At 38.1% G+C, this 20,635-nt stretch carries 19 protein-coding genes and 1 pseudogene; 14 read left to right on the top strand and 6 right to left on the bottom strand.

Annotated elements, in window-relative coordinates; all coding sequences use genetic code 11:
• Positions 1–4: 4 nt before the first annotated feature.
• From HMPREF9455_RS09485 to HMPREF9455_RS09470, 4 genes are all read right to left on the bottom strand, one after another.
• Positions 5–3,178, bottom strand: a complete 3,174-nt coding sequence (locus tag HMPREF9455_RS09485; RefSeq protein WP_006799458.1) for an efflux RND transporter permease subunit — start codon at positions 3,176–3,178, stop codon at positions 5–7.
• A 33-nt stretch (positions 3,179–3,211) separates the two neighbouring features.
• The gene (locus HMPREF9455_RS09480; RefSeq protein ID WP_006799457.1) at positions 3,212–4,330 is read right to left on the bottom strand and encodes an efflux RND transporter periplasmic adaptor subunit; all 1,119 of its coding nucleotides are present in this window, start codon (positions 4,328–4,330) and stop codon (positions 3,212–3,214) included.
• A gap of 12 nt (positions 4,331–4,342) precedes the next feature.
• Positions 4,343–4,807, bottom strand: coding sequence for a MarR family winged helix-turn-helix transcriptional regulator (locus tag HMPREF9455_RS09475; RefSeq protein ID WP_006799456.1), 465 nt, complete (start codon positions 4,805–4,807; stop codon positions 4,343–4,345).
• A gap of 400 nt (positions 4,808–5,207) precedes the next feature.
• Positions 5,208–6,953 carry a phospho-sugar mutase gene (locus tag HMPREF9455_RS09470; protein WP_006799455.1) on the bottom strand — a complete coding sequence of 582 codons (1,746 nt, stop codon included), beginning with the start codon at positions 6,951–6,953 and terminating at the stop codon, positions 5,208–5,210.
• 291 nt (positions 6,954–7,244) lie between these two features.
• Here HMPREF9455_RS09470 and HMPREF9455_RS09465 point away from each other — a divergent pair, with 291 nt between their 5' ends.
• Positions 7,245–7,838 carry a hypothetical protein gene (locus tag HMPREF9455_RS09465; protein WP_006799454.1) on the top strand — a complete coding sequence of 198 codons (594 nt, stop codon included), beginning with the start codon at positions 7,245–7,247 and terminating at the stop codon, positions 7,836–7,838.
• Positions 7,839–7,846: 8 nt separating this feature from the next.
• Here HMPREF9455_RS09465 and HMPREF9455_RS09460 read toward each other — a convergent pair whose 3' ends face one another.
• Positions 7,847–8,470, bottom strand: a complete 624-nt coding sequence (locus HMPREF9455_RS09460) for a ribonuclease H1 domain-containing protein (protein ID WP_006799453.1) — start codon at positions 8,468–8,470, stop codon at positions 7,847–7,849.
• A gap of 222 nt (positions 8,471–8,692) precedes the next feature.
• Here HMPREF9455_RS09460 and HMPREF9455_RS09455 point away from each other — a divergent pair, with 222 nt between their 5' ends.
• From HMPREF9455_RS09455 to HMPREF9455_RS09400, 13 genes and pseudogenes are all read left to right on the top strand, one after another.
• Positions 8,693–8,992, top strand: a complete 300-nt coding sequence (locus HMPREF9455_RS09455) for a hypothetical protein (RefSeq protein WP_006799452.1) — start codon at positions 8,693–8,695, stop codon at positions 8,990–8,992.
• 162 nt (positions 8,993–9,154) lie between these two features.
• Positions 9,155–9,769 (top strand): TetR/AcrR family transcriptional regulator, encoded by a 615-nt coding sequence (locus HMPREF9455_RS09450; RefSeq protein WP_006799451.1) that lies wholly within the window; start codon positions 9,155–9,157, stop codon positions 9,767–9,769.
• 105 nt (positions 9,770–9,874) lie between these two features.
• Complete coding sequence (locus HMPREF9455_RS09445; RefSeq protein WP_148401871.1) at positions 9,875–10,177, top strand: hypothetical protein; 303 nt, start codon at positions 9,875–9,877, stop codon at positions 10,175–10,177.
• An 81-nt stretch (positions 10,178–10,258) separates the two neighbouring features.
• Positions 10,259–11,155 (top strand): phospholipase A, encoded by an 897-nt coding sequence (locus HMPREF9455_RS09440; protein ID WP_006799449.1) that lies wholly within the window; start codon positions 10,259–10,261, stop codon positions 11,153–11,155.
• A gap of 93 nt (positions 11,156–11,248) precedes the next feature.
• Entirely contained in the window at positions 11,249–11,683 is a 435-nt protein-coding gene (locus HMPREF9455_RS09435; protein ID WP_006799448.1) for a thioredoxin family protein, read from the top strand.
• Positions 11,680–12,420: a lipopolysaccharide kinase InaA family protein gene (locus HMPREF9455_RS09430; protein ID WP_006799447.1), complete on the top strand. Its 741-nt coding sequence runs from the start codon at positions 11,680–11,682 to the stop codon at positions 12,418–12,420. Before HMPREF9455_RS09435 ends, HMPREF9455_RS09430 begins: the two co-directional genes overlap by 4 nt.
• A gap of 19 nt (positions 12,421–12,439) precedes the next feature.
• On the top strand, positions 12,440–13,387 hold the full coding sequence (locus HMPREF9455_RS09425) for a 3-oxoacyl-ACP synthase III family protein (RefSeq protein WP_006799446.1): 948 nt from the start codon (positions 12,440–12,442) through the stop codon (positions 13,385–13,387).
• A 27-nt stretch (positions 13,388–13,414) separates the two neighbouring features.
• A pseudogene (gene lpxC, locus HMPREF9455_RS09420) lies at positions 13,415–14,332 on the top strand (UDP-3-O-acyl-N-acetylglucosamine deacetylase); the annotation flags it as partial.
• Positions 14,333–14,410: 78 nt separating this feature from the next.
• A complete protein-coding gene (locus tag HMPREF9455_RS09415; protein ID WP_006799444.1) occupies positions 14,411–14,617 on the top strand; it encodes a hypothetical protein in 207 nt (68 codons plus the stop codon).
• A 30-nt stretch (positions 14,618–14,647) separates the two neighbouring features.
• The gene (locus tag HMPREF9455_RS09410) at positions 14,648–14,872 is read left to right on the top strand and encodes a winged helix-turn-helix domain-containing protein (protein WP_006799443.1); all 225 of its coding nucleotides are present in this window, start codon (positions 14,648–14,650) and stop codon (positions 14,870–14,872) included.
• 279 nt (positions 14,873–15,151) lie between these two features.
• Positions 15,152–16,561, top strand: a complete 1,410-nt coding sequence (locus HMPREF9455_RS09405) for an MSCRAMM family protein (RefSeq protein WP_006799442.1) — start codon at positions 15,152–15,154, stop codon at positions 16,559–16,561.
• A gap of 135 nt (positions 16,562–16,696) precedes the next feature.
• Positions 16,697–16,864: a hypothetical protein gene (locus HMPREF9455_RS21375; protein WP_006799441.1), complete on the top strand. Its 168-nt coding sequence runs from the start codon at positions 16,697–16,699 to the stop codon at positions 16,862–16,864.
• A gap of 161 nt (positions 16,865–17,025) precedes the next feature.
• On the top strand, positions 17,026–18,690 hold the full coding sequence (locus HMPREF9455_RS09400) for a mechanosensitive ion channel family protein (protein ID WP_006799440.1): 1,665 nt from the start codon (positions 17,026–17,028) through the stop codon (positions 18,688–18,690).
• 1 nt (position 18,691) lies between these two features.
• On the opposite strand, the gene HMPREF9455_RS09395 is transcribed toward HMPREF9455_RS09400, so the two are convergent.
• Positions 18,692–19,882, bottom strand: coding sequence for a lactonase family protein (locus HMPREF9455_RS09395; protein ID WP_044215933.1), 1,191 nt, complete (start codon positions 19,880–19,882; stop codon positions 18,692–18,694).
• Positions 19,883–20,635 lie beyond the last annotated feature (753 nt).

Raw genomic sequence — 20,635 nt, 5'->3', positions numbered from 1 at the left:
AATGTTATTGTCCTTGTTTGTTTATGAATTCGTCGTTCGAATTTATCATTCCCGATTTACTTACTTTATCCTGTAGAGACTGGAATATGATATACAGCGACGGTATAACCAATACCCCGATCATAGTACCGATAAACATACCTCCGATAGCACTGATACCGATAGAGCGGTTACCGATGGCACCTGCACCGGATGCAATAAACAGAGGGAATAATCCCGCTATGAATGCAAACGATGTCATCAGAATAGGACGAAGACGTGCGACAGCTCCGTTTACGGCTGCTTCTATAATACTCATACCCTGCTGACGGCGTTGCAATGCATATTCCACGATCAGAATGGCATTCTTCGCCAATAGCCCGATGAGCATGATCATCGATATCTGGACGTAAATGTTATTCACAATACCCTGCGACACACCGAATATCATCAGGAAGATAAATACTCCGGCCAATCCGACAGGAAGCGAGAATAATACCGCCAATGGTATGATATAACTTTCGTAAAGGGCACAAAGCAGCAAGTATACGAAAATGATACAGATACCGAATATGAGAACCGTCTGGCTGCCGGCATTGGCTTCTTCACGTGTCATACCACCAAATTCGTATGTATAGCCATCAGGGAAGATACTTTTATCCTGAGACATTTCTTCTATCAGGTTCAATACGTCCCCGGTACTTTTTCCATCGATCATATTCGGTATAATGGTCATGTCTATAGATGTATACATGTTGAAACGGCTCAATGTAGGAGGTGCATCGATATCTTCCACATGAATAAATTCCGTGATAGGGGCCATATCTCCGCTTCCGGTCTTAACGAATAAACCACTCAGGTCATCCAATTTTCTTCTGTACTCAGGAGAAGCCTGCAATACAACCCTAAATTGCTTACCATATAAGTTGAATGTTGAGATATACGAACTACCGATATAAGCCTGTAATGTTCCCATCACTTCGCTGAGACTTAATCCTGCTGCCTTAATCTTAGGTAAGTCAGCTGATATTTCTTTCTGCGGGAAGGCAGGGTTAAAGTTTGTCATAGCCATGAGTATGACATCGTTTCTGCTTTGTAGTTTATGGAGGAAGTTTTGAGCTATTTTATTAAATTCGTTAATATCTCCCCCTGTACGGTCTTGCAACTGCATATCAACCCCTGCACTCAATCCAAATCCCTGAAGGGTAGGAGTAGCCACGAAGAAGAATGTCGCATCCTTAATATGGCTTGTCTTTTCTTTCAGTATGGCAGATACTTCATTGGTCGATAGTTTACGATCATTCCATGACTCCATTTTTACAATCAAAGTACCATACGAACTGTTCATACCGGCAGTAAAGTTAACCCCTGAGATATTAGTCACACTCTTAACACCGTCAATCTCCTGTGCCATATGAACGACCTGATTTACAATAGAGTCTGTTCTCTCCAGGGATGAACCCGGAGGCAAAGTCACGAAACCGATAACACCTCCACTATCCTCATTCGGTACGAAACCGGTAGGCAACATATTCATCAGAAAGAATAGTATGGCTGAAGAAACGGCTATAATAGCTACCGTAATCCAGCGATGGCCTCTTCTTCCTAAGAACTGAAGGCTCTTTTTGTACTTCTGTGTTGCACTGTTGAACGTAATATTGAAATAATAATAGAACTTTTGCAAGAAACCTTTTTTCTGATGTTCTTCGTCGTGTGCTTTCAGGAACAAGGCACAAAGAGCCGGACTCAAAGTCAAGGCATTTACCGCCGAAATAAGGATTGCAATAGCCAGAGTCAGACCGAACTGCTTGAAGAATATACCGCTGGTACCGCCGATAAAGCTGACCGGAATAAATACGGCCGACATAACCAGCGTGATAGATACAATAGCCGGTGCTATTTCCTTCATCGCGGTCATAGTCGCTTTTTTAGGATCTTTCTCTCCTGCGTCGAGCTGTGCATGGACAGCCTCGACGACGACTATGGCATCGTCGACCACAATACCAATGGCAAGCACCAATGCAAACAGAGTCAGCAAGTTGATAGAGAAACCAAACACCTGCAAGAAGAAGAATGTACCTATAATCGCTACCGGTACTGCTACCGCAGGTATGATTGTAGACCTGAAGTCCTGTAAGAATACGAATACTACGATAAATACAAGAACAAAGGCTTCCAGCAATGTATGAATAACTTTCTCGATAGATGCATCAAGGAATTCACTGGAGTCCATCATATAATTAAACTTAACTCCTGATGGTAATAATTTTTCAGCATCATTCAGTACGGCTTTCACGTTATTAATAACCTCCTGGGCATTTGATCCGGCTGTCTGGTTGATCATGATAAATACAGACTCATTTCTGTCGGTCTGGGAAATAACGCTATAGTTCAAAGAACCTAATTTAATATCCGCGATGTCTTTCAATCTTAGAATATGTCCGTCCTGAGAACGCAGGATAATATTACCGAACTGATCTTCTGTCCGAAGTTTTCCGGTATATCTCATTGTATATTGGAAAGACTGGTCGCTATTTTGTCCCAGTTCACCGGGAGCGGCTTCTATATTCTGATCTGCTAATGCTGCACTTACCTCCTGTACGGAAATTTTGTAGGCAGCCATCACATCCGGTTTAAGCCATACACGCATAGCATAGTCCCTGGCTCCAAAAACGCTGGCGTTACCAACACCATATACACGTTTTATCTGCGGGAGAATATTGATATTTGCATAGTTCTGAAGAAATTCCCCGTCATAGTCAGGGTTACTTGTACTGATTGTAAGCCCCAGTAATGTACTGTTCTGTTGTTTTGCAACAGTTACCCCCAATTGAGTTACCTCTTCCGGAAGCAATGGATTTGCGCGTGCCGCGAGATTTTGCACGTTTACAGCAGCAATATCGGGATTAACCCCTTGCTTGAAATAAACTCTGATCGTAGCAGATCCACTTGTCGCAGACGATGTCATATAAGTCATCCCTTCTACACCATTGATTTGTTCTTCGAGTGGAACAACCACACTATTCATTACCACATCCGCGTTTGCACCGGGATAGGTAGCTGATACCTGCACTGTCGGAGGAGCGATATCGGGATATTGTTCTACAGGCAAGGTTGCCAGACCAATAATCCCCAGTACCACAATAATGACAGAAATGACTGTAGAGAGTACAGGTCTTTCTATAAATGTTTTTAACATTACTTCTTTATTTTATTTATTAAATAAATTGTCTTATTTTTTCACGATGATTGTTGTACTATCAGACAGAGTGGCAACTCCACCTGTTACAATACGCTCACCAGATGAAAGGCCGTTTGTTACAACATAGCTTTTCCCGTCAGGTGTAGCAGTAACATCAATTAGTGTTTGTACAGCAATAGAATCACTCACTACTTTATAAACCAGACGTTTATTTTGTTTTGTAAATGTGGCTGCCTGAGGTATCACTATGGCCTCTTCTACGTGCTGAGGAATAGACAGGTTTCCGCTGAATCCGCTTCTCAACACTCCGTGAGGATTTGGAAACTCAGCCCTGAAGTTTGCAGATCCGGTTGATACACTTACCGATCCGGAAATTGTTTTTATCTTACCTTTCTCTTCATATACAGTGCCATCTGCCATTTTCAGGGTAACTGCAGGCAGGTTGTTTATTTTCTCAGCCTGAGTTTTACCCGGCAGGTCTGCCAATAAAGTAACGAGGTCTTTCTCATTCAATGAGAAATACGCAAATACATTTCCTGTGCTCGATACTGTAGTCAGAGTATTGCTATTATTAACCAAGCTACCCTGACGATAATTGATCGTACCTACAACACCATCTACCGGACTGGATACATTGGTCCAACTCATCTGTGCCTGCGCACTTGCTAGTTGAGCCTGAGTTTGAGCCAAAGTTGCTTTTGATGTAAGCAATGTGTTTTGGTAAGTATCGAGTTGCACCTGGCTTACAATACCTTGTTCGGCCAAAGGTTTGAATCTGTCAACATTCAACTGAGCTGTACTCACCTGTGCTTTCGAACTTTCAACTGCAGCCTGTGCTGTTCTCAAAGCTTGTTCGGCTGTAGGGGAATTGATTTTAAATAAGATCTGTCCCTTTTTCACTACTGCTCCTTCATCTACATAAACAGCATCTATAAAACCATCGATACGAGGTCTGATTTCAACATCTTCCTGTCCTTTTATAGTCACCGGATAAACGGTTTCCAATTCTGTGTCCTGTATACTTAATACCTGTGTCGGATATTCCTGAGGAGTTTTATCTCCACCTCCGAAAGGGTTGGAGTTCTTGTTCCCACAAGATACCATAACCAATAGAGCCATTGCTCCGATAACAATCTTTTTCACATTCATACCTATATTTATTTAGTTGTTTGATTTACTTAATCTGTCCATCTCCTGTAAAAGGATACTTAATTGTGTCTTTAATACTTCTACATCGATGTTTTTGAATAGAAGCTCTTGCCCGCTTTTTACTTTGGCAACTGCTTTTTCGAAAAGTTCCTTTCCTGCTTCTGTTAGTTCTACAATGCGGGCCCTTGTATCAGTTGCGCTTTCCCGTCTGCTTATTAATCCCTTTCTTTCAAGATTTCTTAATATTGTGGAAGTAGTCATAGGGTCTATTTCCGTTTCCTGCGATAAAACGATCTGTGTGGCCTCTTTTTGCTGCCTCGACATATGATATATAGCACCTAATAATTCCATTTGTGATGTTGTTAGTCCAAATTCATCTAATACCTTGTGTTTACCTCTTTGCCAGAATTTGGAAACACGCCATATTAGATATCCCACCTCCTCATTTGGATTCCCTAATTTGCAGTTTACTTCCATTTAATCTATTTTTTTTAAATTCGGCACAAATATAGTAAGTGTACTTATAATAAGTTTATAGGATAGTAAGTAAAAATTACTTTCTTAACATCTTTTATAAAAAAACCTGTTATAAAACATGTTTTACGGAAATAAACAGAAGAGGTTTTGTGAAGCAGAGAGGATATGAGTCTTTTTACAATCCTTTGCTAAAATATTCCAGTTTAATTGTTAATGTGTTATTAGTGTGAATCCTTTAGATATTTCATAACAATCTTGATTCAATAATTGTTGTTCACTGTGAGCATTTATTTAGGAATTCAGTTTTTGAAGGATAAAAATCAATTCAGTGACATTATTTTCGCAAATATATCAGGTAAAAGAGCCGGATTATTACCATCCGGCTCTGCTTAGTATTTTTTTAGATTCCCAAGTCTTTACAGACTTGTTCTATCTTCTTTTCTGTACTGGCATCTACGGCATTGTAGTCAGCTCTGGATTTCAATTTTGCTTTAACCTCTATATAGAACTTAATTTTCGGTTCTGTACCGGAAGGACGGATAGATATTTTAGTTCCGTCTTCAGTAAAGTATTGCAATACGTTTGATGTGGTAGGCATTTCCAATGTATATTCTTCATTGATAGCCAGATCCTGAGCCTTCAGTGTTACAAAGTCTTTGATGAGCGTCACCTTAGAGCCTGCAATCTGTTTGATTGGGTTTTCTCTGAAGTTTTTCATCATAGCTTCTATTTCCTCTGCACCACTGCGTCCTTCCTTAGTTACCGAAATACCCTTTTCCTTAGAGAATCCGTACTCTACATAGATGTCCTGAAGCATTTCGTACAACGTTTTTCCATTGTCTTTTGCCCATGCTGCGATTTCACCGAAGAGCATAGCTGCCGATACGGAATCCTTATCGCGAACAAAGTCTTCGGCAAGGAAACCATAGCTTTCTTCTCCTCCTCCTATATATTGACGCTTACCTTCAAGCTCGCGCATAATAGCAGCAATCCATTTGAATCCTGTATAGCACTCGAACATTTCTACACCGTTTTTCTCCGACACTACCTGGGTTAGGGCGCTGGTTACAATTGTACGCACAGTATATTCCTTTCCGGTAAGTTGTCCAAGTTCTCTTTTGCGGGTAATTATGTAATAGATAAGGATTAACATTGTCTGGTTTCCATTCAGTAGGATGAATTCCCCTTTATCGTTGCGGATACCAGCTCCGAAGCGGTCGGCATCGGGATCTGTGGCAAATACCAGTTCGGCATTTGTTTCCACTGCTTTTTTTACGGCAAGGGCCATCGCTGCCGGATCTTCAGGATTTGGGGATACAACAGTAGGGAAGTCACCACTCAGTACGTCCTGTTCCGGTACATTGATGATGTTTGTAAATCCGGATGCTTTCAGAGCCTGGGGGATTACAGTAAATCCTGTACCGTGTAACGGAGTGTATACAATACCGATTCCACTGTGACGTTTGATAGCATCAGGTGAAAGCAATATGGTTTTCAGCTCTTTTATATATGCTTCATCCATATCTTTACCTAATATTTCTATCAGGCTTTTGTTACCTTTAAACTTGATATTCTCAACGTTTACACGGTTTACTTCGGCAATAATGTTTTTATCATGTGGCGGTATAACCTGTGCACCGTCTTCCCAGTATGCTTTATATCCGTTATATGCTTTCGGGTTGTGGGATGCTGTGATCATAATACCACTTTGGCAGCCCAGTTTGCGGATCGCGTATGATACTTCCGGTGTAGGGCGCAGGTCTTCGAACAAATATGCCTTGATTCCGTTAGCCGATAGAATGTCAGCTGATATTTCTGCGTATTTCCGGCTGTTGTTGCGACAATCGTGTCCGATAACTACTTTTATCTGTTTTAGCGAAGAAAATTCTTTCAGCAGATAGTTGGTCAGGCCTTGTGTAGCTGCCCCTATAGTATATATATTAACTCTGTTGGTACCGACTCCCATAATACCACGAAGACCACCTGTTCCGAATTCAAGGTCTTTGTAGAAAGCCTCTATCAACTCTGTTTTATCCTCTTTGTCTAATAATGCTTGCACTTCTTTTCTTGTCTCTTCATCGTATTTGTCTGATAGCCATGTTTTGGCTTTGGCTGTCACTTGCATTAGCAAATCATTACTTTCCATGCGTGTTTGTTTTATTATTTATAGTTCTATGTAATATTAATACTACAAAAAGCAAAAGTAGCATTTTTTTGCTGTTCGGGAATAAGAAAAAGTAAGAAAATATAAGTAATTTTTTTATATAAAGTTATATCTGATGATTTCCAAAAGGTTAATTATTTTAGCCGATCGGAAGTAGAGATTGATGGTTTTGTTATTAGTTACGAATTACATGTAGACGAGATACAAGATACGGGTAAACACGTTATTCTTAATTCTTTATTTTTATTATCTTTGACACAAACTCAAATAGATATGCTGCTCAGGAGTTTACTTGTTTTCTATATCATCTTTTTTGTGCAATCCGGTATTGTACAGGCACAAACTCATACCTATAGTACTATTATTTCTGATGAGGAGATTTACGGCTTCCTGAACTGGATGACCAGTAATGATAAAAAATCTGAAATAAAGTTTCTTAGGAACAACAAAAAAGTATCTGTTAAAATACTACCGTGGGATACAACTAACTTTATCAGCAAATATATAGGAGAATACGATATCAGTCATCTGGAACCTGACAATAAATACCTGTTCAAAAAATCCTCCGGCCTGGATACGCTGTTTACGCAGGCTGATAAAGATTATTTTTATGAACAGTTTATATCCATCAAGGATTCAGTCTGGCATAAGGGTTTGTCCGGCAAAAAAATGCTACCGGCCAAGAAAAAAGATTATACGGATGTGAATTATTATTCCGTTCCTTTGTTCTCGCGTAATAAGGAATATGTTATTATTTACAAAGTTTATACCTGCGGGTACGAATGCGCATATGGAAAATATTACTTGTATAAGTATGATATGGACAAATGGAGATTTCTGATGTCAGTGAATCCGTGGACTAGCTAGTTTTAAAGTCATTTTCGTCCGAAATCGGCAGGGATTTCGCCCCATTCGTCCGTTTTCCACTTTATTATCTGAGTAGTGTACGTATTGTCCCGCAGCCATTTCTCGGCACGTTCTATCATGTAGAATAAAGATTCATTTTCGGGTAGTCTTTCCAATTTTGTTTTACACTTTTTCTCTTTCACCCATTTTATGGCATTGGCGCTATCCGAATAGATAGGGATTTTAAACTTCTTCTGTTTTAGCAAAGCCAGGCCATGTACCAGAGCCAGGAATTCACCTATATTATTTGTTCCTTTCTCAAACGGTCCCTGATGGAATACCTGTTCTCCGGTCTGCACGTACACACCTCTGTATTCCAATAGGCCTGGATTTCCGCTGCAAGCGGCATCCACAGACAAGCTGTTTTTTATGATTTCGGGTATATTATGAATGGAGACTTTCTTCTTTTCTGCTTTTTTTCCTATGTATAGCCATGGATTATCATTATACGCTTTTTCCGCTTCCTCTTTGGTGGGGAAAGATTTATAAATAGCTCCCTCATACCCTTCTATTTGTGCTTTCGCCTCATTCCATGACGAATACACCCCGGGAGTTACGCCATTCCACACTACATAAAAATTTTTCTTTGCCACTAATTTTGTTATTCTAGATAATCAGCTATTGGTTGTAAATGCAAATTAACGAAGAAAGCCGGAAAATACGAAATAATAGGATGTTTAAAGAGTATTACAATCAATTATTCTGGCTCGGTTCTAAACTTAATTTCTCATTGAAATGTTATTTTAATATAGAAAAAAGTAACACGGTTGAATATAGATACGTATACTATTATTAACAATCTAAATGAGATACTTATGGATACCGAAGAACTGTCGAAACGCTACATGGAAAAATATAACGAACTTGCAAAGAAATTTGAAGAGTTGGAAATAAGCAATCTTGTAGAGAAGTTGAATAATGCAATCTCTCGGTCGGATATGGCTAAAACAAACGAATTGTATGATAAAGTCCTGGAATGGAATGCCAAAGTAGAGAAACTGTCCGGTGCCAAAATAGCGTTGGATATACAATTTAGTTATCTGCGCTTGCCTTCGCCTGCTTTGTTTGGTGTTACATTCGATGGAGAAGAGAAAATCTGGAGGTTTAACACCTGATAATAAAAATAAATTATCTCTATCAATCAAATCTTTACCGGAAATATGTGTTTTTGATACTATTTAAAAATATTTTTTAACATTAAAAATAATGTGCAATCGAATTTTATGTCGCAATTTTGCATTGTGAACGATTGTTCACGTGTTTAAAATGATTAATTAATGAAGTATAGCAGAGAATACATATTAAGACGAGCTTTCGATGTTTTTATGAACAAAGGTTATGATAGTGCATCAATATCCGTTCTGCAAGAGGAATTGGGGATGTCTCGCGGAGCTATGTACCGGTATTTTAAAAATAAAGAAGAACTGTTCTTTGCTGTTATCGACGAGTATTTCTTCAAAATATTCGACAAAATGCTCAATGGCATTAAAGGAGATATTACATTACCCGAATTAATTGAAGCCATGCACAGGCGCCAGAAAACCGTAACAAATGCATTTATGAGAGCAGGCGTTACGCATACTGTTTTTCTGAATTACACGGCTTTAATAATACAAGCAGCGAAACATTATCCGGATTTTGTCAATCGCTTTAGGATTATCTATGGACGTTTGCTCGATCACTGGCGTAAAGCATTGCTTAAAAGTATAGAAATCAAGCAGGTCAGGGCTGATATTGATGTTGAGATAATGTGCATACTATTTAATAATACGGGGGTAAAAGAAACTTCGGACCAGACTTGTGACGAATCCCAATTTGTGACAAATGTGGTAAAGGATATGGAAAGAAGAAAAGAAGTGATGGATTATTTATATTGCTTGATCAAAGCTTAATTTTTTTTACAGGACCGTGAACTATCGTTCATTAATGCGATAAAATCGAGCATTTATTTTTTATAAACAAATGAACAACTGTTCATATATCAAATGACAACTTTTATGAAAAAAATAATAGCTATCCTCACTCAAAAAGGGGCACTCAGCAAAGGAGTTCAAGAAAATACAACTGTAAACCTATTTGAATTAGAAGATGAAAGCGTAAAAGGTGTTGAAAGCCTGAAACTGGAAAGTACCGAGAATAACTACTTTTCGTTACTGATGGCCATTAAAAAAGTCAGTCTGGTATATGCAGATACAATCAACTCCGACCTAAAAAATATCCTGAATAAAATAGGGATCAAAACAAAATGTAAAGAAGATATGCCAAGCGACAGATTCATTAATCAATTTATCTTCGACTAATAGGGGAATTATCTTCGATTAATAGTAACAAATATTCAGAAAACTAAAAGTGAGGGATCATTTAGCTGATTTTTTTAACTTATGCGGAAAATCTATTTATTTATTTTATTAGCAATAATATCAGTCTCTCTATCAGCTCAGGACGATTTGCTGTATGCTAATGACAGTATCAGGGAGCAATATACTGTAGCCATGCGGGATCCTAATATATTCAAACCCAGACATTTTGAAATATCGGAAAGTGAAGCCATAAAAATGGCCGACCGAATGCCTTCGTTTGCAGTATATAAAGATACATACTTTGTGACGGGAGTACCGTTGAATGAGGAAATTACGAACAGTTCGGCCGACGCCAGTTTTCAGATAAGTATAAGACAACGTCTGACAAAGAGTGTGCTTCCGTTCAAAACATTTGCTTATCTGACATATACCCAGAGATCGTTTTGGGATATATATGCTGAATCCAGTCCTTTCAGGGATACAAATTATAACCCGGGTTTGGGTTTGGGAAAATACATATTTCATGATAAAAAGCTGGTGGGAGCAATGTTTGCCCAACTGAAACATGAATCGAACGGACGCGACGGGGAAGATTCGCGTAGCTGGAATTATTTAAGCATATCCATGAAATATTATTTCAACGCACGCTTCAATTTATCCGGTGAATTTTGGATACCTTATGTGGACGGAGGCAATAATAAAGATCTGATCGACTATAGAGGATTAGGTTACCTGTCGATAAACTATATAAGCGATAAACACAAATGGTGGTTATCCGCAGATTTAAACCCCAAAAGAGGATTTGGCAATATCAATACAACACTCACGGCAAGTTTCAGGATATCGGAGAAAGCGAACCAGTATATTTTTGCCCGTTTCTTTCATGGATACGGTGAGAGCTTGCTGGATTATGATAAATATTCGATGAATATCCGGGTGGGAATATGTATTAAACCCGATTTTTATAGTCTCTTCTAGGTTTAGTACGATTGCATCTTTTGAAGCATAACTATGGCTGATAGCTCCTGTAGGGAAGCGCAGCATTAAATTTTTTTATTAAACTAAACAGTAATGAAAACTTTTAAACTTCAGGCATGGCATTTCGGGTTGATGCTTATAATATTAAGCATAGTTACAAATATTATGGGGACCTGGGCTGTAAACAGTATTCCGGGTAATGTTGAAGACAGCCGTTTTGTAGAACTGAACGATAAAACATTTGATGAAGCAATCCATACAGGTTCCGGATTTGTACTTTTTTATAAAGAAAATTCAGAATTGTGTGACAAAATGGAGTATAATCTCAACCGATTACCTGTAGACGATAGAGAAAAAATTAACTATTATAAAGTAAATATTGCTGAATTTGCCGCTCTGGAAGCAGAGTATCGTATATCAGGGGTTCCGAGTATACTGATATTCAAAGAAGGAAAAGAGAGAGAACGGATTTTGGGAGTTATTCCGGAGTCTAATTTAAAAATCATTTACAACAGAGTTACAAAATGAAACTATGTATCAATCCTAAATATAACGAACTTTCGGAATTTATACATTCGATCCCGGAGATTTTTTCTCAAGAAGGCGAACTGGTATATAATGCACGTAATACAATCAAGTTGTTCCGGATAAATGGTTTTATGGTAAATGTAAAATCTTTTAAAAGGCCTATACAGATCAATCGCTTTGTGTATAAATATATCAGAAAGTCTAAGGCTGAAAGATCTTTTAATAATGCACGGTATGTCCTGGATAAGGGAATAAATACACCCGAGCCCATCGCATATATAGATATATGCGAAAACAGATTATTGTCGGAGTCATACTATATTTCCATACATGAGGAGGTACAAGGCACGATGAAAGAAGTATATAGGCAAACAGAAGAAGAAAGTAAGGGATTGATACAGGCCTTTACAATGTTCACTGCCGAAATACATAAGAAAGGAATATTTCATAAAGATTATTCACCTGGAAATATCCTCTATAAAACAACCGAGGACGGCTATCAGTTTTATCTGGTAGACCTCAACCGGATGTCGTTCAAAAACATCAGTTTGCTGGATAGTTGCAGAAGCTTCAAACGTATCAAGGCCAATGATAATACACTGGATTATATTGGTGAAGAATATTCAAAAATCCGTAAATATGATGAAAAAATATGCCAGAAACTAATACATCTGTACAACAGGCGTTTTTGGAAAAAATATTTGCTGCGTCATCCCGAATGTGAAAACCAATATTGAGAATTTAAACATACAGAATATGTATATTAATGCAACAGGGTACTATATCCCACCCACAAGAGTTACTAATGACTATTTCAAAGAAGTGAACGGTCTTACCAGTGACTGGATTTTGCAAAGAACCGGTATACGCTCACGTTCCCGGGCAACCGAGAAAGAAACAATGAACTATATGTGCGCAGAAGCTGTAAATAATGCTTTGCCTAAACTGCCATACGATATCAATGAAGTGGATCTGATAGTATTTGCTTCGTACACACCGTCCGATACGATTGCTACTGCCGGACATTATATCCAACGGGAATATAATATATCCGATGCTAAAGTATTTTATGTATCATCCGCCTGTTCGTCTGCTATCAATGCGATGGAAATTATATACTCGTTTTTTTCGTCACAAATAGCTAGTAAGGCTTTGTTGATTTGTGCCGACCGGAATTCGACCTATTCGGATGACACCGATTGCATGTCGGGACATTTGTGGGGAGATGGTGCGGTTGCATATTTCTTCTCCGACACAGCACAAACCGAAAAGGACCCTCATATTATTGATATTACGACTCAGGGCCTGGGGCATGTAGGATTAGGCCCAGAAGGTGTTTTCCTTACTCCGGCTAATGGCGGGTTACAAATGCCGCATGGAAAAGATGTATTTATGTATGCTTGTAACTACATATCACAAAATACGAAAGAAATAGTGGAGAATAGCGGATACTCTCTCGACAGGTTAACTTATTTCATCGGCCATCAGGCTAATATGAGAATATTGAAAAATGTAACCAGACAGCTCGATCTGAGTGACGATGTAATATTATCCAATATAGAAGAATTGGGCAACACAGGCTCAGCCAGCGCTCTGTTGGTATATGCTCAGAATACAGATAAGTTCCGGTCGGGAGACCTGGTATGCATATCGGTGTTCGGTGGAGGATATTCTGCTGGTGCCTGCTTATTAACAATGCCTTAAGATACAAAAACAATAAAAAGATTTGTTATGGTTAATCAAAGAACTTTAAAGAATAGTTTTTCACTGAGTGGAAAAGGGTTGCATACCGGGTTAAGTATCAACATCACGTTCAATCCTGCACCTGAAAACCATGGTTACAAAATCAGACGTACCGATGTGTTGGGACAGCCTGTAATAGATGCCTTGGCCGAGAACGTATCGGCCACACAGCGAGGTACGGTATTGTCGGCCAACGGGGTGCAGGTAAGTACTGTAGAACATGCATTGGCAGCATTGTATGCATGTGAAATAGACAACTGCCTGATAGACGTGGATGCTCCGGAATTTCCCATTCTGGATGGAAGTTCCATAGCTTATGTAAGTAAAATAAAAGAAATAGGAATACAACAGCAGAATGCTGTAAGAAAGTATATAACATTCAAGCGGAAAAGAATCAAAGTGGTAGATAAAGCTACCGGGTCTTCGATGCTTTTATTGCCTGATGATTCATTCAGTATTCAATCGCATATCTCATTCAATTCAGCTTTATTAAGGCGGCAGGATGCAAGCCTCAACGATCTGTCGGAATTTACAAGAGACTTTGCTTCTGCCCGGACATTCGTTTTTGTCCGCGAAATAGAACCTTTGCTACAAAATAATCTGGTTAAAGGCGGAGATTTGGACAATGCTATCGTGATATACGACAAACCTATCGAACAAGATAATCTCGACCATCTTGCCGATGTAATGGGAGTGAAGAGAAAGGATGCCAATAAATTAGGATATATCATGAATAAGCCGTTACTTTATCCTAACGAGCCGGCCAGACATAAACTACTTGATATTATAGGTGATATATCATTGGTCGGTCATTTTATAAAAGGGAAAATTATCGCAAATTGCCCCGGACACAAAATCAATAATCTGTTTGCCAGAGCTATACGCGAAGCCATGAAAGAATCTAAGCCAACGAAAGTTGCTATGCTTGCAGAACCGGTACATACCGGACAATTTTATTGGAATCGTCCCTAAACAATTTTGATTATGAATAAGGTATTGGCTTTCATATCGAATAATAGTACCATATTGTTGGGCATATTAGCCGGAATAATTATAGGTTTTGTCTATTGGTTCTATTTTGCATGTTATTGGGGTACTTATCCATTATCGGCCGAATGTTGGGTTAATTGCAGCTATGGTGCATTGATAGGAGGATTTGTTTTAAGTCTGATCGATAATAAAGAAATATGACTCATTTTATAAATTAAAAACTAGTAAATTATGCTGAAAAATGACATTGGAATTAATGCAGGTATAATATGGAATTTACTGGCAGAAAAAGGTAAGTTAACCATAAGGGAAATTGGAGAGCTCTCTGATTTTAAGGATTCTCTTATAAATATGGCATTAGGCTGGTTATCAAGAGAAAATAAAATCCGTTTCTTTGACGAAAATGGTCATTTATATATAGAATTGAATCATTCAGTATCTGAAACTTATTATTGATTAAATTTATTCATTATAGAAAAAAGCGTTATTTAAATAAGTAACGCTTTTTTTTGCTTTTACAGTTGGTATACGGGAATGCTAAAAAAGTTCATTGGGATGAAATTCTTTGTATTTTAACTTAAATTCCAAAAACAAATAAATCGGTTAACATGTTTATCTTGGGAAGACAGACGGATATGTAAATTCTACCACATCTATGTACCATGTACCTTACCATTTTATTTTACAAGCTACGGTTTTATATAGAATAAAATAAAAAGGAAAGGAAAAAGGATAATGAAGAAGAATATTATAATTTACTTATTGTCATTTATCGGATTGTATGCCTGCACCGATAATAGCGATATAGAAATGGCCCACTTCACGATCTCGGCAAGAGATATTGTAACAAATGAATTTATTGGTGGAGGGACATATAAGGTACTCGATTACAACAATGAGGTTGTAGCCACATATACTCTCACAAATGGCAAAACTGAGGTTACAGACCTACCCGCAAGAAATTATACAGTAGTAGAAGTTACGCCTCCCAGCGGTTATGTAGGGAATGAAAAAGAAAAGAAGTATCTGTATTTCAATAAGAACTCAGAAGATTTCATCTTTCAGTATATAGACAAAAATACCAGAACTTTGCCTGAATCAATGAAGGTCAACTTTTACACCACTGAGGGTAATCAGCTTCTTGGCGAATATAACGCTGTACGTGTGGGAGAATATTATTGGGTAGATCAGAACTTCTACCATACGGTGAAGTGGGGCAATGATTTTGAAAATATCTATCCGATTACTCAGAATGTTCTGGATAAATATGTAGAACGTATCAGGATAGCGCCATCACAATTTCAATTACAAAATATCACTGATTTTGAAAAAAGCTATGGTAGATACTACAGTTATCCAAGCATATTATATATGAATAAATATGGTGTAATGCGAGATCAAAACAATCAAAATATCAAAGGGTGGAAGATTCCAGCACCGGAGGATTACAGGCAACTATTTGCTATGTGTCCGTTCAATACTACAAACGATGCTCCTCACACCCGGCTAAATGAACGGGATGTACGATTTGCGTTAGGAGCAAGACCGGGTGATAATCCTTTAGCCTACGATATTGCAAATCCCGGAGGAGGCCCTTATAAGACATACTGGTTTGACAAAAAGAATACGACTAACAAGTATAAATTCAATCTGATGCCGGGAGGGGCCAGATTGAACGGTGATGGTCCGTGGTGTAATGGTTTGGGACCTACGAACGGTTGCTATACAGATGGAAAGAAAGGGGACATTTACCACCTATTTTACTCTGCATACATGGCTGTGCAGCTTTGGAATGATGAATTATCGATGGGAGTGGTCATGTTGCATGACTATGTGGATACCAAGGATGTTCTAAGCTATCATATGATGAATGTACGCTGGTGCAGAAGGCTTAGCGATATTGAACTTGGCTACAAACTATATATAAACGCAAATCAGACAGATATAAAGAAACTGGATTTGGATACGCCTCCACCAAGTGGGTATAAGGAGTTGCCTCATGGATATGTACGGGGATTCTATGTGCAATATATACTGAATAATCCAAAGTCTACGGTAACAGTAAGTAAAATAGTGGATTATGCTAGGAATGTAGAGGATAATTATACATATGAAAACAGAGCGAATTTAAGCGTCATCTTGTAAATAGAATTAAACACAGTTCGGATGACAAAGGCGGGTGATTTATGATAAGTCACCCGCCTTTTTTACTGTCTCTACTGAACATAAATTATTGTGGTCGTGTTTAGTATATATGTTTAATTAAATCTACCATCAGTCATGAAAAAGAATGAAATAGTAAAGTCGCCACAGGATTTTGTAGCTTATGAGGAAGCCAGAAAGGATAAAAGCAATAGTTCCTATCCCGCTATCATTAGCGAAAAAGAAGTGAAAGCTGCTCTCAATAAGATAAATCCGGATGAGGACAGTATGAAAAGCAGAGGTTGATATTAAGATTGTATAATAAGGCTCCCTGTATAGAACAAATGCAGGGAGCTTATTTGTATATCTATTTATAGAGTATTTTTCAGATTTTATTATCTACTTATTATACGATTTATCAGTTAACTTATATATATTTGTTATATGCAAAAAGGCAAAAAACTACTATGAGCAAATATAACATCTTAATGTCATTGCTATGCATCACTATTTTATGTCATACAATAGATGCATCAGCCCAAAGAAGAACTACAAACAAAAAAGAACCTGTTATAGCCAAGGTTGATTCTACCGAGATTGTCTTAACTCAGACCAAGGGCGCACCGGTAGCACCTTTCATCGATACATTATTTCTGATACATGGTGGAGTCGGTTCATTTACAGTCGATCAAAGAGCATCAGCAATTGAAGATAAAATAAGATCGCTCGAAGAATACCCTCTTTTTAATCCGGATTCGCTAAAGCTAGTTGAGTTTAGCGACCAGATAAATATAGTATACGATGACCAGAAGTATCAGAATTCAAGAATTATAATCAGTATAGATACACTACAGGCCCAGATATATGGCAGGGCTAAGCTCGATCTGGCCGATTCGTATCGCAATATTATAATCAGCGCTATCGAAAAGCGGCACTACGAAACCGGCTGGAAACGAATAGGATTGCAAGCCTTATTTGTTATACTGATAATTGCCGGGGAATATTTCTTCCTGCGGGGATTCCGCTATGGCTACCGCAGATTGAAAATATTCGTACGCAAACAACGCCATAAGAAAGTCAAAGGCCTGTTTGGTATAATCGAGGCTGAGAAAGCAGAGCAAATCATATTTGCCTTGCTCAAGATTCTGCGCTTTGTCTTAATAGTAGCATCCTTATTTGTATGTACTCTATTGTTTTTCAAAATATTCCCGCATACAACAGGTATATCGGATCAACTTCTCAACTATGTTATATCTCCGGTAAAGAAAGTTGCTGTCAGTATCAAAAATTATCTGCCAAATCTGTTTACAATAATAGTCATAGCCTTTATATTCAGGTTTGTAAAGAAATTCCTACGTTCCATCACAGATAAAATATCAGATAATAAAATTACGTTCAAAGGTTTTTATCCCGATTGGGCGAAGCCTACATACAATATTGTGATAGCCATACTGATGGTGTTTACATTCATCATGATATTCCCTTATCTCCCAAACTCGGACTCACAGATATTTCAGGGCGTATCTGTATTCCTGGGGTTAATGATATCGCTGGGTTCCACATCCGTTATAGGGAATATCATAGCCGGGTTTGTAATCACATATATGAGGCCTTTTAAAATAGGAGACCGTGTGAAAATGGACGATACAGTGGGCAACGTAATAGAAAAAACGGCTTTGGTAACCCGTGTGAAAACAGCTAAGAATGAGGTGATCACTATTCCCAATTCCAGTGTAATGAGTACGAAAACAGTCAATTACTCTTTCTCAGCGAGCCAGTATGGTCTAATTCTCTATACAACGGTCACCATCGGATACGATGTACCATGGAGACTGATACATGAGTTATTGTTAAAGGTTGCATATAAAACCGAGAATCTGAACCGGAAGCAAAAGCCTTTCATTATGCAGACAGCTTTTGAGGACTTCTATGTGGAATATCAATTAAATGTATTCACCAAAGATGCCAATAAAATGAACGATATATATTCTGACCTCCGTAAAAATATACAGGATGTTTTCAAAGAAGCAGGTATAGAAATACTATCGCCTCATTATCGTGTCAACCGGGTTGTAAACATACATGAATTTAACGAAGACCCTCAAACCGAAGACGCTTCAGGAGAAGGTTGAGCTATTTAAAAGAAACAAACTTAAGACACACCGGCATATCCAGCTTTATATCTTTAAATGTATCTTCCAGTAGGCCGGTGTTTTCGTTTCTGAGGAATATCTGGATTATATCGCTGTCGCGGCTCGCCACAAGCAGATATTTACCATTCGGTGTAATTACAAAATTACGGGGATGTATTCCAGTTTCCTGATAGCCGGCCTTGGTCAGTTTCCCGTCAGCCTGATTGATTGAAAATATGGCCAGCCCGTCACCTTTCAGGCGATTGGATGCATACAGAAATTTGCCATCGGGAGATATGTGTATGTCTGCACTACCCTTAGCATCGAGTGTATCTGCCTGTATAGATTGTATCTGGGTAAGATCACCCTTTATCCCGTCATAATTAAAAGCGATTACTGCACCGGACAACTCATTTATGAGATAGGCATATTTACCATTCGGGTGAAATGCAAGATGGCGTGGACCTGATGCATCGGCAACCTTAAATGATGGAGGGGTTCCCTGTTTCAGATAGTCTCGTGTAGCATTTGGATTTACATCGAATTTATGTATCTTATCTGTACCCAAATCGTCGGCAAACAGATGTTTTCCATCGGGAGAAAACATTACACAGTGTATATGTGGCTTTGCCTGACGTTCCGGATCTGCACCTTTACCGCTAAAACTTATAACCTGGGATGCCGCATTAAGCGAGCCATCTTCTTTCACTCCAAACACGCTGAGGTTACCACCCGAATAGTTTGCCGTAACCACATGCCTACCCGTGGCATCCACCGAAATGTAGCAAGGGTCGGCTCCTTTAGTTGGTTCCGTATTCAGATGTTTCAATTCCCCTTTTGCCTTGTCGAAAGAATAAGCATTGGCGGCAGCAGTATTGTCTCCTGTTTCGGTCACGGCATAAACAAATTTCTCGTCCTTGCTAACAGTCAGGTAAGACGGGTTTGCAACTTTCACCATGCTTTTATATTGAGAATATCCCGATACCGTATCGAACTGATATACATATATCCCCTCACTTTCACCTGCCGTATAAGTGCCAACAAGAAGGTACATGCTGTTTTCGTCTGATATAGATTCCATATTGATAACGTCGGTTTGATTTTCTGTTGAATTATCTGAAGCACTTTTTTTATTATTACACGATAATAGAGAAAATGCAATAGCTGTTGATAATAAAATATATTTACGCATGATTTTCATATTTACTTATTCAAAAACCTTTTATAGAACAAAAGAAAGCAAAATTTATTACATTGGCACATATTTAGTAAATAAATTAAAGAGGTAACGGATTCCTTAAAACTTGACAAACTTGACACATTTTACATTTTTAGTAGACGGGTAAGCAAAATAATGATATATAAGTTTTTTTACTGGCTTATCCATATCTTGCATCTCATGGTTGTTACTATTTTTTTTATTTTATTTAACCATATTGTATTAAAATCTGACACATCTGACAGCTTTTTATTATTTTCATCTGGGGAATTTTATATTCATTAACTATATATAGTTAAAAGGTAACAAAGGTAACGCATATTTCAGCTTTTAGCTGATAGCTATTAGCCGTTAGCTTTGGCTATCGCATAAGTGACTTTACGGTAAACAGAAATATAGTTCTTTCATATTATTACTCATTACTTAAAACTTACTACTTGTCAAAAGGTAACAAAGGTAACAGTTTTTTAGCCTTTGTGCCCTTTGTGATTCCCTTCGTGTACTTAGTGGTTAAATCACTTTACCACAAGGGGGACAAAGAGTTACACAATGAACACTATTTATAGTAAACAGTTAGCAACAATTCGAATCTTGTTTACTCGTAACTTGTATATAAAAAAGTAACACATGTAATACTTATCACTCATTTGCTAATCTACTAATCTACAAATTTACTAATCAATACTTCAAAGAGCTAACAGCTATATACATAGATAAAAATCCAAA

The organism is Dysgonomonas gadei ATCC BAA-286 (assembly GCF_000213555.1).
Lineage (GTDB): Bacteria > Bacteroidota > Bacteroidia > Bacteroidales > Dysgonomonadaceae > Dysgonomonas > Dysgonomonas gadei.
This window is presented reverse-complemented; position numbering and strand designations above follow the sequence as displayed.

Coding starts and splice junctions, on each gene's coding strand:
- HMPREF9455_RS09410 (WP_006799443.1), top strand. CDS start 14,648: ATGCTGAAAAATGACATTGGAATTAATGCAGGTATAATATGGAATTTA.
- HMPREF9455_RS09445 (WP_148401871.1), top strand. CDS start 9,875: ATGAAAAAAATAATAGCTATCCTCACTCAAAAAGGGGCACTCAGCAAA.
- HMPREF9455_RS09435 (WP_006799448.1), top strand. CDS start 11,249: ATGAAAACTTTTAAACTTCAGGCATGGCATTTCGGGTTGATGCTTATA.
- HMPREF9455_RS09400 (WP_006799440.1), top strand. CDS start 17,026: ATGAGCAAATATAACATCTTAATGTCATTGCTATGCATCACTATTTTA.
- HMPREF9455_RS09405 (WP_006799442.1), top strand. CDS start 15,152: ATGAAGAAGAATATTATAATTTACTTATTGTCATTTATCGGATTGTAT.
- HMPREF9455_RS09425 (WP_006799446.1), top strand. CDS start 12,440: ATGTATATTAATGCAACAGGGTACTATATCCCACCCACAAGAGTTACT.
- HMPREF9455_RS09455 (WP_006799452.1), top strand. CDS start 8,693: ATGGATACCGAAGAACTGTCGAAACGCTACATGGAAAAATATAACGAA.
- HMPREF9455_RS09395 (WP_044215933.1), bottom strand. CDS start 19,882: ATGCGTAAATATATTTTATTATCAACAGCTATTGCATTTTCTCTATTA.
- HMPREF9455_RS09450 (WP_006799451.1), top strand. CDS start 9,155: ATGAAGTATAGCAGAGAATACATATTAAGACGAGCTTTCGATGTTTTT.
- HMPREF9455_RS09470 (WP_006799455.1), bottom strand. CDS start 6,953: ATGGAAAGTAATGATTTGCTAATGCAAGTGACAGCCAAAGCCAAAACA.
- HMPREF9455_RS09480 (WP_006799457.1), bottom strand. CDS start 4,330: ATGAATGTGAAAAAGATTGTTATCGGAGCAATGGCTCTATTGGTTATG.
- HMPREF9455_RS09415 (WP_006799444.1), top strand. CDS start 14,411: ATGAATAAGGTATTGGCTTTCATATCGAATAATAGTACCATATTGTTG.
- HMPREF9455_RS09485 (WP_006799458.1), bottom strand. CDS start 3,178: ATGTTAAAAACATTTATAGAAAGACCTGTACTCTCTACAGTCATTTCT.
- HMPREF9455_RS09430 (WP_006799447.1), top strand. CDS start 11,680: ATGAAACTATGTATCAATCCTAAATATAACGAACTTTCGGAATTTATA.
- HMPREF9455_RS09465 (WP_006799454.1), top strand. CDS start 7,245: ATGCTGCTCAGGAGTTTACTTGTTTTCTATATCATCTTTTTTGTGCAA.
- HMPREF9455_RS09440 (WP_006799449.1), top strand. CDS start 10,259: ATGCGGAAAATCTATTTATTTATTTTATTAGCAATAATATCAGTCTCT.
- HMPREF9455_RS09475 (WP_006799456.1), bottom strand. CDS start 4,807: ATGGAAGTAAACTGCAAATTAGGGAATCCAAATGAGGAGGTGGGATAT.
- HMPREF9455_RS21375 (WP_006799441.1), top strand. CDS start 16,697: ATGAAAAAGAATGAAATAGTAAAGTCGCCACAGGATTTTGTAGCTTAT.